The organism is Paenibacillus sp. FSL L8-0641 (genome assembly GCF_038006265.1).
Taxonomy (GTDB): domain Bacteria; phylum Bacillota; class Bacilli; order Paenibacillales; family Paenibacillaceae; genus Paenibacillus; species Paenibacillus polymyxa_D.
In genome coordinates this window covers 3208413-3221661 of sequence record NZ_JBBOUW010000001.1, presented here as the reverse complement: position 1 = coordinate 3221661, position 13249 = coordinate 3208413, and the positions used below count along the sequence as shown (strand labels likewise).

Sequence of the window (13249 nt, the reverse complement as noted above, 5' to 3'; positions counted from 1 at the left end):
AAGATGAAGAATGACCGGGTGTTAAAGCTGCGGCAGGCGCTGGGCGAGCATAATCTGCGGGCTATGCTGATTACTAGCCCTGTCAATCGTCGATATTTGACAGGCTTCACAGGTTCGGCAGGTTATGTGCTGATTACGGAATCCCATAGCTATTTGCTGACTGACTTTCGCTATATGACGCAAGCGACCGAACAAGCCGAAGGCTTCACGGTAGTGCAGCACGCTGCACAGGTCATGGAAACGGTGAAAGAATTGCTGTCTTCCCATCAGATCAGCGAAACAGGCTTTGAGCAAGACGCTGTAACTGTTGCGACGCATAAAGCTTATAGCGAAGATTTGTCACCTATTTCACTGGTTCCGGTGTCGGGCATTGTAGAGAAATTACGGGTGTACAAGGATGCGGAAGAGCTGGAAGTGATGCAGCGGGCAGCGGATTTGGCAGATGCTACTTTTGCACACATTTTACCTTACATCAAGCCAGGTGTCAGCGAGCGTGAGCTGGATCTGGAAATGGAATTCTTCATGCGCAAGCAGGGAGCTACATCCTCTTCATTTGACACAATTGTGGCTTCTGGGGTTCGTTCGGCATTGCCTCATGGCGTAGCCAGTGCTAAGTTAGTACAAGCAGGCGAGCTGATTACGTTTGATTTTGGTGCGTTGCTGGATGGCTATTGCTCCGATTTGACACGTACAGTGGCCACACAAGGGGATTTAGCGCCCCAGTTGCGTGAGATCTACGATATTGTACTTAAGGCGCAACTTCACGCACTTGAACATATTAAGCCGGGCATGACAGGCCGTGAAGCGGATGCACTGACCCGGGATATTATTGCAAGCCATGGCTATGGAGACAATTTCGGGCACAGTACAGGTCATGGTCTGGGTCTTGAAGTACATGAATCTACACGCCTGTCGAAGGCGAGTGATGATATTCTGGAGCCGGGTATGGTGGTAACGGTCGAGCCAGGTATCTATGTGCCTGGATTGGGCGGTGTACGGATCGAGGATGATATCGTTATTACAGATAGCGGCATCAAATTATTAACACATTCGAGCAAAGAATTTACAGTCGTTTAATAACGATAACAGTCCTGTAGGAGGGGTATTTTAGTGATTAACGTTAATGATTTTAAAACAGGTTTGACCGTCGAGGTAGACGGAGATATTTTTACGGTGCTGGATTTCCAACACGTAAAACCGGGTAAAGGTGCAGCATTCGTACGCTCCAAGTTGAAAAACTTGCGTAACGGTAACACCGTTGAACGTACATTCCGTGCGGGTGAAACGATCGGTCGGGCGCAAATCGAAAACCGCGGTGTATCTTATCTGTATGCTAGTGCAGACGATCATACATTCATGGATAATGAAACATATGATCAATTCACATTGTCCAGCGATCAACTGAAATGGGAACTTAACTTCCTGAAAGAAAACATGAATGTAAATATCGTTAGCTATAATGGCGAAATCCTGGGTATTAACCTGCCTACCAGCGTGGAACTCAAAGTAATCGAAACAGAACCAGGTATTAAAGGTAATACAGCTACAGGTGCTACCAAAAATGCCAAATTGGAAACGGGTTTGAATGTTCAAGTTCCTTTGTTCATTAACCAAGATGACGTATTGTTAATTGATACACGTGACGGCAAATACATGTCTCGCGCATAAAATTTGCTGCTTTTAGATTTCCTCTGTCCTTGTGAAGGGCAGGGGATATTTTTATAAGCACTAATATTAAAAAACAATGGCTCCGCACAGCACTTTCGTATTATACTGTACTAAAGTTATTCCGCAGGATGTCACGTTCAAGTCGTTGGGTGCCATCTCAAGGTTACATACTGAGTCTGAGGGAGTGAATATCGTTGTCTTTGTATGTCATGAAATTCGGAGGCAGTTCCGTCGGTGACACGGAGCGCATGAAACGCGTGGCAAAACGCGTTGTGGAGAAACAGAGTGAAGGGCATCAATGTGTAGTGGTCGTTTCCGCAATGGGAGACACGACAGACGAACTGATTGACCAGGCCAAATTGTTGAATGAGCAGTTGCCTGCACGTGAGTTGGATATGTTGATGACGACAGGTGAGCAAATTTCAATCGCCTTGTTGTCGATGGCTATTCAGCAGTTGGGTCATGAAGCGGTATCGTTTACGGGATGGCAGGCTGGTTTCCGTACTGAATCTGACTTTGGTCGAGCACGGATTACGGATATTCAACCTCAGCGTGTGCTGGATGCACTGAGCAGCAACAAGATCGTTGTTGTAGCTGGTTTCCAAGGGATGTCTGTAGAGGGAGACATTACGACGTTGGGACGTGGTGGATCTGATACGACGGCGGTTGCGCTGGCGGCGGCGATTCAAGCGGATGCCTGTGAAATTTACACGGATGTGGACGGCATTTATTCAACAGATCCACGGATCGTGAAGGTTGCTCGTAAGCTAAAAGAAATTTCTTATGATGAAATGCTGGAATTAGCTAATCTGGGTGCAGCTGTATTGCATCCTCGTGCGGTAGAATATGCCAAACATAACCGGGTACCGCTGATCGTGCGGTCCAGTTTTAACCATAATGAAGGAACGGTCGTAAAGGAGGATGCAGTAATGGAACAAGGCGTTGTAGTCAGTGGGATTGCATATGATAAAAATGTAGCAAGAATCAGTATTTTGGGCGTCGCCGATATTCCCGGCGTACTGGCGAAAGTATTTGGAACACTGGCGGCAGCCAAAATTGATGTAGACATTATTGTACAGAGCGGGGTTGAAGCTGGTAAAGCGGATTTCTCCTTTACAGTAGCTCTGACGGATCGTGAAGCGGCGCTGGAGACGCTGGAAGGTATTCGTGGAGAGCTTCCGTACCGTGAAGTAACGTCTGAGGAAAACTTGGTGAAGGTTTCCATTGTAGGTGCAGGAATGGTTAGCCATCCGGGTGTTGCTGCGCAAATGTTTGCCGTACTGGCAGAGCAAGGCGTTAGCATTAAAATGGTAAGCACATCTGAAATCAAAGTATCGTGTGTAATTGAAGCGGGTAAGCTTCATGAGGTTATTCAGGCGTTGCATACAGCTTATAACCTGGACACCGAGGAGCAAGCGTTTGTGGGTGGACCGAAAGACCGTCGTTAATAACTGCAACGTGATCTAGACACTGAATATGGCTAATGTGAACGATGCTTATGACAGGTAAAGGTTGATACATTATATGCCTTCTATTTATAGTTTGATAAATCATAGAATACAGCAGTAGGTTAAGAGGTTGTTCCATCAGTGAGAGTTAAACTGAGGGGCAGCCTCTTTTTTTCTGAATCTATCTTTTCTACCCAAGGGTTTCCCTTAGCCGACAAGGCTTTGAGAGGCCCTTTTTTATTTGTGCAAATTAGAGAATGGTGCTTAAACAAGCGGGAGAAAGGTCTGTTGAGCGTTGATAGGAGTTAGCAAAAGTTTGCCTAGGTTTTCAATATATTTTCGGCATAAAAAGCGAGAGTCAACCATAGACTTGTCTTAAAGAAAAAGGACAACTGTGAGGGGGCTGCATCGGTATGGAATGGCTGGAGTTATTTCCCGAACCGTTGCACGGTATACTCGGAAGGCTTCCAGAAACGGTATTTGAGCAACTGGAAGAAATCCGGGTCAGGGAAGGAAGGCCGTTGGAAATTAATGCAAACGGTGAACATCATTTTGTAACGTCTGCTGGTCAGCTGACTTTGAACCCTGTGGAAGCCTATAAGCCTGACCGTGAGGATGCCCACCGACTGCTGGATTTTATCAGCAATCATTCCCTCTATACGATGGAAGAGGAGCTTCGTAAAGGGTTTATTACGATCCCTGGCGGTCATCGTATTGGCTTGGCAGGGAGAACCGTGCTCAACCGAGGACGAGTGGAGCATTTGAGGGATATAAGCAGCTTTAATGTAAGAATTGCGCGTGCAATTCCCGGCATAGCTGATCGGATATTGCCTTATGTAGCAGATCGAATGTCCGGGAAAATCCGGCATACCCTCATTTTGTCCCCTCCTCAGCATGGCAAAACGACACTGCTTAGGGACTTGGCTCGGCAACTCAGTTACGGAGGGATGGAAAGCCATGGGGGGCGACGGAATGGACTCAAGGTAGGCATTATAGACGAACGCTCTGAGATCGCTGGTAGTCACAAAGGTATCCCGGGTTTTGATGTCGGGCCTCGCACCGATGTATTGGACGGATGTCCGAAAGCAGAAGGCATGATGATGATGATCCGCTCGATGTCACCGGATGTCCTCATTGTTGATGAAATCGGACGACCGGAAGATGCGGAGGCGGTGCGCGAAGCGCTCCATGCAGGCATTGCAGTCATTGCTTCCGCACATGGTCGCGATGTGGCTGAAATGGCGACCCGGTCTGCTTTTGCTGGATTAACTACAGGACAAGAGCTATTTCAACTCTACGTCATGCTGGAGCGGACGAGCCGGGGCGTCTCATTCCGACTGGCAGATGCCAAGCAACGCAGGCTTACACTGTCTGGAGAAGGGCAGAATGGGGGCATCTCCTATGCTTAAGCTGCTGGGTGCAGCCTTGGTTATACTGGCCGCTACGCTGGCAGGTTGGCAACGGGCAAGGCAGTTTGCAATGAGGCCGCGGCAAATCAGGGAGTTGATTCTTGCGCTGCAAAGATTGACCACCGAGGTTTCCTACGGGGTGTCTCCGCTACCAGATGCTTTCGCCAAGACAGGAGAGCCCTTGCGAGAGCCCTTACGCACTCTGTTTCAGCAAGCCTCACGCTGGATGCACCCCTCTTTTGGCCTGACTGCCAGAGAAAGCTTGCATAAAGCCATTGAAGACTCGTGGAGCCGTTCCTCTATGAAGCAAGCCGAGAAGGAAGCGATGCGGCAGCTTGCTTACAGTCTTGGAACCAGCGACCGTGAAGACCAGATCAAGCACATTGCGTTGACCATCCAGCAGTTATCCCATGAGGAAGCGCAGGCGCAGGCAGATCAGGTGAGGTACGAGCGTATGAGCAGGAGCCTGGGACTGCTGATCGGAGCATTGATCGTCATTTTGATCTATTAGCGGGGTGCTCGAATGAATTTAGAAGTGAACGCAATTTTCCAAATTGCCGGAATTGGCATTATTATCGCTATGATTCATACCGTATTAAAGCAAATGGGCAAAGAAGACATGGCGCACTGGGTAACGGTCATCGGCTTCGTCGTGGTCCTGTTCATGGTGGTGCGAATGCTGGATAACCTTCTGCAAGAGATCAAATCTATCTTTCTTTTTCAGTAGGTGGACACATGGAAATTATTCAGGTGGTGGGCTTCGCCCTCATTGCCACAGTCCTTATTTTAGTCATTAAGGAACAGAAGCCGATGTTTGCCTTTTTGATTGCAACAGCTGCGGGAATCGTCATTTTTTTGCTGCTGATTGGCAAGATCGGATCTGTGGTTGCTGTACTGGAGCGACTGGCCCGGTCTTCAGGCATGGACATGATCTATTTTAAAACCGTCTTGAAAATAATCGGTATCGCTTATATTGCTGAATTTGGAGCGCAAATCGTTCGGGATGCAGGACAAGACGGGATTGCTTCCAAAATTGAGCTTACCGGAAAGGTACTCATTATGGTGCTCGCAATCCCAATTATCAGCATTATTATTGATACCATTCTGAAGCTGATGCCCGCCTGAGGGGGTGATGCCATGAAAAGGCTGGGGGGCATGCCGAATCTCAAAGTAATTGCAATGTTGCTGCTATGTCTATGGTGTGCCTCGGCTGCGTTCCTCTTTGCAGATACACCGACAAACGAATGGATCAGACAGCAGGCGGAGCAAATGCCCAAAGATGAAGTAGAACATTATTGGGACGGGCTCATGCAGCAATATGGCGGATTTTTCCCTGATCAGAAAACGCCTTCCTTCATGGACATGCTGCTTCCAGGCGGTGAAGGGTTCAGCATAAAGGGTGTATTGAGCGCTATAGCTGATTTTTTCATCCATGAAATCCGAGTAAATGCCAAGTTGCTCGTCACCATCGTCATGCTCAGCATTATGAGTATGGTGCTGGAAACGCTACAAAGCGCTTTTGAAAGCAAACAGGTCAGCAAAGTGGCCTACGCTATCGTATACATGGTCATTATCATTTTGGCGATTAATAGCTTTAGTGTAGCGATTGGTTATGCCAAAGAAGCGATTGATAGCATGATTCACTTCATGATGGCAATGTTGCCTTTGCTGTTTACTATGCTAGCCTCGATGGGGAACGTCGTAACAGTTTCGGTGACCCACCCGCTGATTGTATTTATGATCAACACAGTCGGAACAGTCATTCATACGCTGGTTTTCCCGCTGCTGTTCTTCTCGGCTGTGCTGTACTTGGTCAACTCGCTGACGGGCAAATACAAGCTGACCCAGCTAGCCGATCTGTTGCGGAACGCTGGAGTAGCAGTGCTGGGAGTGCTGCTGACCATTTTTCTAGGAGTCATTTCGGTACAAGGCTTGACATCGTCCGTTACTGACGGATTAACGATCCGTACAGCCAAATATATTACAGGTAGCTTTGTTCCGGTGGTCGGCAAGGCGTTGGCAGATGCGACAGATACAGTTATTTCGGCTTCGCTGCTCGTTAAAAATGCCATTGGTCTGGTAGGAGTCATTATTATTTTGTTCCTATGCGCCTTTCCCGCCCTCAAGATTCTGACGCTGGCGCTCATTTATAAAGTGACAGCAGCGATCATGCAGCCTTTGGGTGATACGCCTATCGTGGCATGTCTGGATGCGATCGGCAAGAGCATGATTTATGTTTTCGCGGCGCTGGCAGCAGTGGGATTGATGTCCTTCCTTGCAATTACAGTCATGCTCGCAGCAGGCAATATGACAGTCATGATGAGGTGAACCAATGCACGTAAACCAACAAGGGGGGAGGAGAGTGACGTGACCTGGCTGGGAGGCTGGCTCAAGGAACTGGTGCTAATCGTGTTGCTGGCTTCTTTTGTCGATATGATCTTACCGAGCCGATCTATGGAGAGATATGTCAAACTCGTTCTCAGCCTGCTTATTCTGCTGACGTTGCTGTCTCCGGTCGTGCGCTTACTGAGCACCAGTCCTTCCGAGGTTCTAGGGCGAGCATTGGATCTTCAACGTCAGGCTGAGACAGGCAAGAGGGAACCGACATTGGAGGAGATTCTAGCAAAAGGCAGCCAGTTAAAGCTACAGCAAGAACAAAGCTCCATGCAATGGGCTGGCAAAGAGGTAGCTAAGGAAATGAAAGGACAGTTGGAACAGTATACTGGGTTAGCAATTCAGTCGGTCCAGGTTACCCTTGCAAAGATTCAACAGGAGGAATCAGGGCTGGAGGCAGGAACGGGTGTCCAGTCGGTAGTGGTCCAATTGGCAGAACAGCAGCCAGAAAAAGAAAAGAAAAACACAGACGTCTCGCCTGGTGCAGATGTCAAGCCGATTATGGTGGAGCCTGTAGCCGAAAAGACAGTGAATATTCGTGTAGAGCCAACACATGCAAAAACTTCAGATTTTAATGAAGGAACGCGAGAGGATGATCGTAATCCTGACAAAACTGTTGAGGACGGAAAGCCAACAGATACGAAAGCATTTGGCTTAATTACAGGACTTTTACGTGAAAAATGGGGGATAGATAGCAAAAATGTTCAGGTGCTTTCTTCGCAGGATGGAACACATGAATGGTAACAGGAGGTGAGCAGAAATGAGCAAATGGCTGAAAAAGCTGGAGCAATGGCTGGGTGGAGGGGCGGATGGGGCGAAAAGGTTCAATTCATTTCGTTGGTTGCTTATTCTTGGCCTTATCGGTGTAGCGATTATGCTCTTTAATTCATTCGTTAATGTAAAAAAGGTTGATCCAGAAAACGTAGGGCGTGAGCCGCCTGGCGTGATGAAAAATGAGCCTACGTTAGAGACAACAACAGGTGAAGAAAGTTCTTTTGCCGGGATTGAGAAGGTTTTTGAGGACAATATGAAACAGATGCTGGAGCAGATTGTTGGCGTAGGAACCGTTGATGTCATGGTTACGGTAGACTCCACCGAAGAAGTTATCGTTCAACGCAATGTAAAGGACATGCAGGAAGAGAACAATGAGACGGACGCCAATGGTGGACAACGGCACACTACTCAATATACACGTGATGGCGAAATTGTCACCTATGAATCATCTGGTGGTCAGCACACCCCGATTGTGACAAAAAAAGTAAAACCGCAGGTGAGGGGAGTGCTTGTTGTGGCTATGGGGGCAGAAAACCCTACAGTGAAGCAGCTAATTGTCGATGCTGTACAGAAGGGGCTAAATGTACCTTCCTACAAAATTTCAGTCGTACCGCGCAAGCAGGGATAATTTGGAATTCAGGAACAAAGAAGTTTATATTTTAAACCATTAATGAATATGGAGGACGGAACATGAATAATAAAAGACAAACCGTTTGGCTGGTGTCCATGCTGAGTTTAATGGTCGTGCTGTCTGCGTATTATTTGTTTACGGAGGACTCAAGCCCTGCAAATCCACCAGTAGCCGATAGCGAGCAAGTGAGCAAGGATAAGCAGGATGCTGCACAGGAAGCAACGACGAAGGCAGAGGAACAATTGAACGAACTGAAGGTAAACGAAGTAGTGACGAATGGAGAAGTAACTGATGGAGCATCAGCAAATTCCACAAAGTCGGATACGGCTTCTACAACTGACCCAGCAACAGAAAACTCAAAAGGCGACAAAGGTACGGCAGCTACCCCTACTACTGAACCGGCGACATCCAATCAAAACACAACAGCGACTAAGACGGACGCGACAGCACAAAGTGACGACAAAGCAGCCTCTACAGCCAAAACCGACCAGCAGGTACTGGATCAAGTGGCAACTGATCAAGCTGCCCAACCTACAGCAGCAGCTGTGATTGACAACTATTTGCTGGAACGGGACGTGGAAAATCAGAAGAAAAATGATGAACTGACTACCGCAATGAACGACAGCACACCAAAGAAAGCTGCGGAGGCTCAAAAGGAATTACATGTACTTGAAGATAAGCAGGCTAAAATTACTGGAATTGAAGAAGAGCTTCAGCAACAGTTCGCCAATGCGGTCGTCCGTGAGGAAGACGCTGATAAATACAAAGTAGTGGTTCTGAGTGAAAAATTGGATGCTAAGCAAGCGGTAACAATTGTCGACAAAGTCATGAAGGAACTGAATGTAACGCAGGATAAGATCAGTGTCCAATATGTTACACAATAAGACAAAAAACGCGAAAAAGCCCGGATTTCTGCATTATTCCGGGCTCTTTCTATTTTTAATGATTGTGATATAATACATAAAGCTGTTTCAACAATGTTATCAGCAACCGGCAAAATGCTGAAGGAGTGATTAATAGAGATGTTTAAATTAAGCGAGATTAAGGAATTGATCAAGCTGGTGGATGAAACGTCTGTGCATGAGCTTGAAATTGAAAATGAAGGAACTCGCTTGTTGATCCGGAAACCGGGCAAAAGCGAAATCGTTACAGTACAGGCTCCTGTGGCAACACCTGCTTATGCAGTGGCACCACAAGCTGTTATTCCAAATCCACAAGTACAGTCCGATGTTGGATCTACAACTGCTGGAGAACCGAGGGAATATGCAAGCAATCTACATAAAATCGTATCTCCGATGGTAGGCACTTTCTATAGTTCTTCATCACCGGATACGGCTCCGTATGTGAGTATCGGCAGCAAAGTGGGCGAAAAAACAACGGTATGTATCATTGAAGCGATGAAGCTGATGAACGAGCTGGAAGCTGAAGTGAAGGGCGAAATTGTGGAAATTTTGGCCGAAAACGGACAGTTGGTCGAGTATGGCCAGCCATTGTTCCTTGTGAAACCGGAGTAAAAAGCTTGTTTGCACCCTCTTTTGAGGGTTCGGCAAGACTGCTCCCAGGGAGGATAAAGTCATGACATTTCAAAAAGTATTGATTGCGAATCGTGGAGAAATTGCGGTTCGTATCATTCGCGCTTGCCGCGAAATGAATATTTCGACAGTTGCTGTATATTCGGAAGCTGACAAGGATTCGTTACATGTGCGTCTCGCAGATGAGGCTTACTGTATCGGACCGACGCTATCTAAGGACAGCTACCTTAATTTTACGAATCTGATGAGCGTTGCTACATTGACTGAATGTGATGCCATTCATCCAGGTTACGGATTTTTGGCGGAAAACGCAGACTTCGCTGAAATTTGCGAATCGTGTAATATTACGTTTATTGGTCCTTCTCCTGAAGCCATTAACAAAATGGGAGATAAGGCCGTAGCTAAGCAGACCATGAAGGATGCCGGAGTTCCAGTTATTCCGGGTTCAGACGGGCTGGTTGAGGATTTGCAGGATGCGATCGGCATCGCACGTGATATCGGATATCCGGTAATTATCAAGGCCACAGCAGGTGGCGGAGGTAAAGGTATTCGTATCGCCGAAGATGAGGATAACCTCATTCAGCAAATCACTACCGCTCAGCAGGAGGCGCAAAAAGCATTTGGCAATGCGGGTGTGTACCTAGAAAAATATTTGACCGGTATGAAACATGTGGAAATACAGATCATAGCGGACAAGCATGGTAATGTTGCCCATTTGGGCGAACGGGACTGCTCTGTGCAGCGTCGTCGTCAGAAGTTGTTGGAGGAAGCACCATGTCCTGTACTTTCACAGGATGTCCGTGAAGAAATGGGTCAGGCAGCTGTTCGTGCAGCTTTGGCCGTTCAATACTCTGGTGCAGGTACTCTCGAATTTTTGCTCGGCCCGGACAACAATTTCTATTTCATGGAAATGAATACACGTATTCAGGTAGAACATCCCGTAACAGAAATGATTACCGGTGTAGACCTGATTAAGGAAATGATTTCTGTCGCTGAAGGGCATCCGCTTTCCTTTACGCAGGAAGAAGTCACCATCAATGGTTGGGCGATAGAGTGCCGTATTAACGCTGAGGATCCGGATCGTAATTTTATGCCTGCACCGGGTAAAATCGGATTTTATCTGCCTCCAGGCGGTCCTGGGGTACGGGTAGACAGTGCAGTATATCCAGGTTATAGCATTCCTCCTTATTATGACTCTATGATCGCCAAGCTGATTGTGTGGGCACCTACACGGCAGGATGCAATTGCCAAAATGAAGCGGGCTTTGACTGAGTTTGCTATTGAGGGCATACCCACAACGATTTCTTTTCATCAGCGCTTGCTAGAGCATCCGACCTTTATTAAAGGCGATTTTGATATTAAATTTTTGGAGGAAAACGAAGTTTAATCGGTATATTTCCTCCGTTTGTCATAATGAACGCCAAATGATATAGTATGGATAATAAGTGAGCATGTCTGCTTTGAAATCCAAAGCTGGAATGAAACTTATTTTGACCGAAAGGTGTTGAAGGTATGAGCACAGTGCCAACCGAATTCGAACGTACAGAAATTGGGGAGATTCAAATTGCCCCAGAAGTTATTGAAGTCATTGCCGGACTGGCTACCGTTGAGGTACCGGGCGTTGCGGGAATGAGTGGCGGATTTGCTGGTGGGTTTGCCGAACTGCTAGGCCGCAAAAATTTATCTAAAGGTGTAAAAGTGGAAGTCGGACAGCGTGAAGCTGCTGTAGACGTCTCCGTCATTATTGAGTACGGTAACCGTCTGCCTGAGGTGGCTGCTGCTATTCAGCATAATGTTAAGCGTTCGATTGAGAACATGACAGGTCTTAACGTTGTTGAAGTGAACGTGCAAATTCATGATGTTCAATTTAAAAATGCCGATAAAGTAGAAGAGCCGGAAGTGCTGGGCGCCGGACGGGTTAAATAGAGCGATACTTTGTACAAACCCCCGACCCTTATGGGTCGAGGGTTTACTCTAATTTAAGGAGGCTGTGCGTTTCGTGGCTAAAGTTATGGACAGACTTCTGCTGTTCTTGTACAGCTTAAGTATCGGAATTATTTCCATTCTCGCCATCCTCCTCCTGAGCGGGGCCATTCCGTATGTTTTAAGTATTGAGGATGAGCGAGTAGTGTGGTTTACCAGCCTGATTATTGCAGGGGTTCTGTTGTTATTGAGTCTTCGTTTTTTTTATATCTCTATTCGACGGAACCAAACCGTACAGCATTCTATTGATCAACGAACGGAATACGGTGACATTCAGATTTCAGTGGATACCATTGAAAATCTGTGCCTCAAAGCAGCTTCCCGATTTCGCGGGATGCAGGATTTGAAAGCACGCGTTCGTGTGTTGGATTCGGGACTTGATATTACGATTCGGGCGGTTGTAGACGGGGAAAGCTCCATTCCGGTGTTAACCTCCGAGGTACAAAAGGGGGTACACGATCATGTGGAAGAAATTACAGGAATTCCTGTGTCCAATGTATCGGTGTACATCGCTAATGTTTCTCAGTCACCCAGCTTTAAGAGTCGTGTGGAATAGAGGTGATTTTCCCTGATGCCCTGGAAAGAAATATGGGGAAGTTACAAGGGCCGGATCATGGGGATCACGGCTGGTATTTTTTTCGGTTTTATTTATTTGTGGGCAGGCTTTTGGAATATGTTGTTCTTTGCATTGATGGTGTTCATCGGATATACGCTAGGAAGACGTAGCGATTCAGCGCTCGGTTCATTCCTCCCTTGGAAGGAATGGGGCGATTGGTTGTCGCAACGTTGGCGTCCTTTTAAATGAACCCTGTGATACGTGTTCTCCAAAATAGAGCTGTAGCTTCTTTGCGCCCAACGTTTTGGAGGATGCGTTCACAGGTTTTTTTGTGGAAATTGGTTAGAATGAAAAATAGATATAGGCAAGCGTAGGAGGCAGGGCATGAAAAGACGTCTGGCGAGGGAATTAGCGGTACAGAGTATGTACCATATGGAAATGAATGAAGTGGATGCGGCAGCAGCCGTGGACATGTTGCTTCAGGAAGCCGCTGAGGAAAACGAAGCGGAAGTTGTCGTTAAAAATGCAGCAGTGTTAAGAGCGTATGTCTTGGAGCATGTGCGGGGTACGTGGGAGCACAAGGAAGCCATTGATGGGCTGCTGGTGGATTATCTTAAAGGCTGGCAGATCAGCAGACTTTCACGTGTAGATCGTCAAATTTTAAGGCTTGCGGCATATGAGATGATTTTCCGTGAGGATGTTCCAGCCAAGGTAGCTGTTAATGAAGCGATTGAGTTGTCGAAGCACTTTGGTACCGAGGAATCCGGTAAATTTGTTAATGGTGTACTGGGACGAGTGATACAAGAACTGGAGCAATTGAAAGCACGTTTTTAAGTAGAGACTACTGAATCAGG

At 47.0% G+C, this 13249-nt stretch carries 17 protein-coding genes; all 17 read left to right on the top strand.

What is annotated here, in order from left to right; all coding sequences use genetic code 11:
* Window positions 1–3 precede the first annotated feature (3 nt).
* Entirely contained in the window at window positions 4–1077 is a 1074-nt protein-coding gene (locus MKY16_RS14435; protein ID WP_340885765.1) for a M24 family metallopeptidase, read from the top strand.
* Between the two features lie 33 nt (window positions 1078–1110).
* The gene (gene efp / locus MKY16_RS14430) at window positions 1111–1668 is read left to right on the top strand and encodes an elongation factor P (protein WP_029517249.1); all 558 of its coding nucleotides are present in this window, start codon (window positions 1111–1113) and stop codon (window positions 1666–1668) included.
* A gap of 194 nt (window positions 1669–1862) precedes the next feature.
* The gene (locus tag MKY16_RS14425) at window positions 1863–3116 is read left to right on the top strand and encodes an aspartate kinase (protein WP_165147069.1); all 1254 of its coding nucleotides are present in this window, start codon (window positions 1863–1865) and stop codon (window positions 3114–3116) included.
* Window positions 3117–3529: 413 nt separating this feature from the next.
* Window positions 3530–4525, top strand: a complete 996-nt coding sequence (gene spoIIIAA / locus MKY16_RS14420) for a stage III sporulation protein AA (RefSeq protein WP_340955815.1) — start codon at window positions 3530–3532, stop codon at window positions 4523–4525.
* Entirely contained in the window at window positions 4518–5036 is a 519-nt protein-coding gene (gene spoIIIAB, locus MKY16_RS14415) for a stage III sporulation protein SpoIIIAB (RefSeq protein WP_029517252.1), read from the top strand. Before spoIIIAA ends, spoIIIAB begins: the two co-directional genes overlap by 8 nt.
* A gap of 12 nt (window positions 5037–5048) precedes the next feature.
* Window positions 5049–5252: a stage III sporulation protein AC gene (gene spoIIIAC / locus MKY16_RS14410; protein WP_010345636.1), complete on the top strand. Its 204-nt coding sequence runs from the start codon at window positions 5049–5051 to the stop codon at window positions 5250–5252.
* Between the two features lie 8 nt (window positions 5253–5260).
* Window positions 5261–5650 (top strand): stage III sporulation protein AD, encoded by a 390-nt coding sequence (gene spoIIIAD / locus MKY16_RS14405; protein ID WP_013310826.1) that lies wholly within the window; start codon window positions 5261–5263, stop codon window positions 5648–5650.
* Window positions 5651–5662: 12 nt separating this feature from the next.
* The gene (spoIIIAE, locus tag MKY16_RS14400) at window positions 5663–6853 is read left to right on the top strand and encodes a stage III sporulation protein AE (protein WP_029517253.1); all 1191 of its coding nucleotides are present in this window, start codon (window positions 5663–5665) and stop codon (window positions 6851–6853) included.
* A 39-nt stretch (window positions 6854–6892) separates the two neighbouring features.
* The gene (gene spoIIIAF, locus MKY16_RS14395) at window positions 6893–7663 is read left to right on the top strand and encodes a stage III sporulation protein AF (protein WP_340955813.1); all 771 of its coding nucleotides are present in this window, start codon (window positions 6893–6895) and stop codon (window positions 7661–7663) included.
* Window positions 7664–7679: 16 nt separating this feature from the next.
* Complete coding sequence (gene spoIIIAG / locus MKY16_RS14390) at window positions 7680–8321, top strand: stage III sporulation protein AG (protein ID WP_029517255.1); 642 nt, start codon at window positions 7680–7682, stop codon at window positions 8319–8321.
* A gap of 62 nt (window positions 8322–8383) precedes the next feature.
* Window positions 8384–9208, top strand: a complete 825-nt coding sequence (locus tag MKY16_RS14385; RefSeq protein ID WP_340955811.1) for a SpoIIIAH-like family protein — start codon at window positions 8384–8386, stop codon at window positions 9206–9208.
* A 138-nt stretch (window positions 9209–9346) separates the two neighbouring features.
* On the top strand, window positions 9347–9838 hold the full coding sequence (gene accB, locus MKY16_RS14380; protein WP_029517257.1) for an acetyl-CoA carboxylase biotin carboxyl carrier protein: 492 nt from the start codon (window positions 9347–9349) through the stop codon (window positions 9836–9838).
* A 61-nt stretch (window positions 9839–9899) separates the two neighbouring features.
* The gene (gene accC / locus MKY16_RS14375) at window positions 9900–11243 is read left to right on the top strand and encodes an acetyl-CoA carboxylase biotin carboxylase subunit (protein ID WP_029517258.1); all 1344 of its coding nucleotides are present in this window, start codon (window positions 9900–9902) and stop codon (window positions 11241–11243) included.
* A 125-nt stretch (window positions 11244–11368) separates the two neighbouring features.
* Window positions 11369–11782 carry an Asp23/Gls24 family envelope stress response protein gene (locus MKY16_RS14370; protein ID WP_029517259.1) on the top strand — a complete coding sequence of 138 codons (414 nt, stop codon included), beginning with the start codon at window positions 11369–11371 and terminating at the stop codon, window positions 11780–11782.
* Window positions 11783–11855: 73 nt separating this feature from the next.
* Window positions 11856–12395 (top strand): alkaline shock response membrane anchor protein AmaP, encoded by a 540-nt coding sequence (gene amaP / locus MKY16_RS14365; protein WP_029517260.1) that lies wholly within the window; start codon window positions 11856–11858, stop codon window positions 12393–12395.
* Between the two features lie 15 nt (window positions 12396–12410).
* A complete protein-coding gene (locus MKY16_RS14360) occupies window positions 12411–12644 on the top strand; it encodes a DUF2273 domain-containing protein (RefSeq protein WP_023989248.1) in 234 nt (77 codons plus the stop codon).
* Between the two features lie 135 nt (window positions 12645–12779).
* The gene (gene nusB / locus MKY16_RS14355) at window positions 12780–13229 is read left to right on the top strand and encodes a transcription antitermination factor NusB (RefSeq protein WP_013310817.1); all 450 of its coding nucleotides are present in this window, start codon (window positions 12780–12782) and stop codon (window positions 13227–13229) included.
* Window positions 13230–13249: the final 20 nt, after the last annotated feature.

Excerpts from the sequence above, each read along its gene's own strand:
- MKY16_RS14385 (WP_340955811.1), top strand. The coding sequence starts at position 8,384 with ATGAATAATAAAAGACAAACCGTTTGGCTGGTGTCCATGCTGAGTTTA.
- MKY16_RS14360 (WP_023989248.1), top strand. The coding sequence starts at position 12,411 with ATGCCCTGGAAAGAAATATGGGGAAGTTACAAGGGCCGGATCATGGGG.
- spoIIIAE (WP_029517253.1), top strand. The coding sequence starts at position 5,663 with ATGAAAAGGCTGGGGGGCATGCCGAATCTCAAAGTAATTGCAATGTTG.
- spoIIIAC (WP_010345636.1), top strand. The coding sequence starts at position 5,049 with ATGAATTTAGAAGTGAACGCAATTTTCCAAATTGCCGGAATTGGCATT.
- spoIIIAG (WP_029517255.1), top strand. The coding sequence starts at position 7,680 with ATGAGCAAATGGCTGAAAAAGCTGGAGCAATGGCTGGGTGGAGGGGCG.
- spoIIIAA (WP_340955815.1), top strand. The coding sequence starts at position 3,530 with ATGGAATGGCTGGAGTTATTTCCCGAACCGTTGCACGGTATACTCGGA.
- accB (WP_029517257.1), top strand. The coding sequence starts at position 9,347 with ATGTTTAAATTAAGCGAGATTAAGGAATTGATCAAGCTGGTGGATGAA.
- MKY16_RS14435 (WP_340885765.1), top strand. The coding sequence starts at position 4 with ATGAAGAATGACCGGGTGTTAAAGCTGCGGCAGGCGCTGGGCGAGCAT.
- MKY16_RS14370 (WP_029517259.1), top strand. The coding sequence starts at position 11,369 with ATGAGCACAGTGCCAACCGAATTCGAACGTACAGAAATTGGGGAGATT.
- nusB (WP_013310817.1), top strand. The coding sequence starts at position 12,780 with ATGAAAAGACGTCTGGCGAGGGAATTAGCGGTACAGAGTATGTACCAT.
- accC (WP_029517258.1), top strand. The coding sequence starts at position 9,900 with ATGACATTTCAAAAAGTATTGATTGCGAATCGTGGAGAAATTGCGGTT.
- spoIIIAD (WP_013310826.1), top strand. The coding sequence starts at position 5,261 with ATGGAAATTATTCAGGTGGTGGGCTTCGCCCTCATTGCCACAGTCCTT.
- spoIIIAB (WP_029517252.1), top strand. The coding sequence starts at position 4,518 with ATGCTTAAGCTGCTGGGTGCAGCCTTGGTTATACTGGCCGCTACGCTG.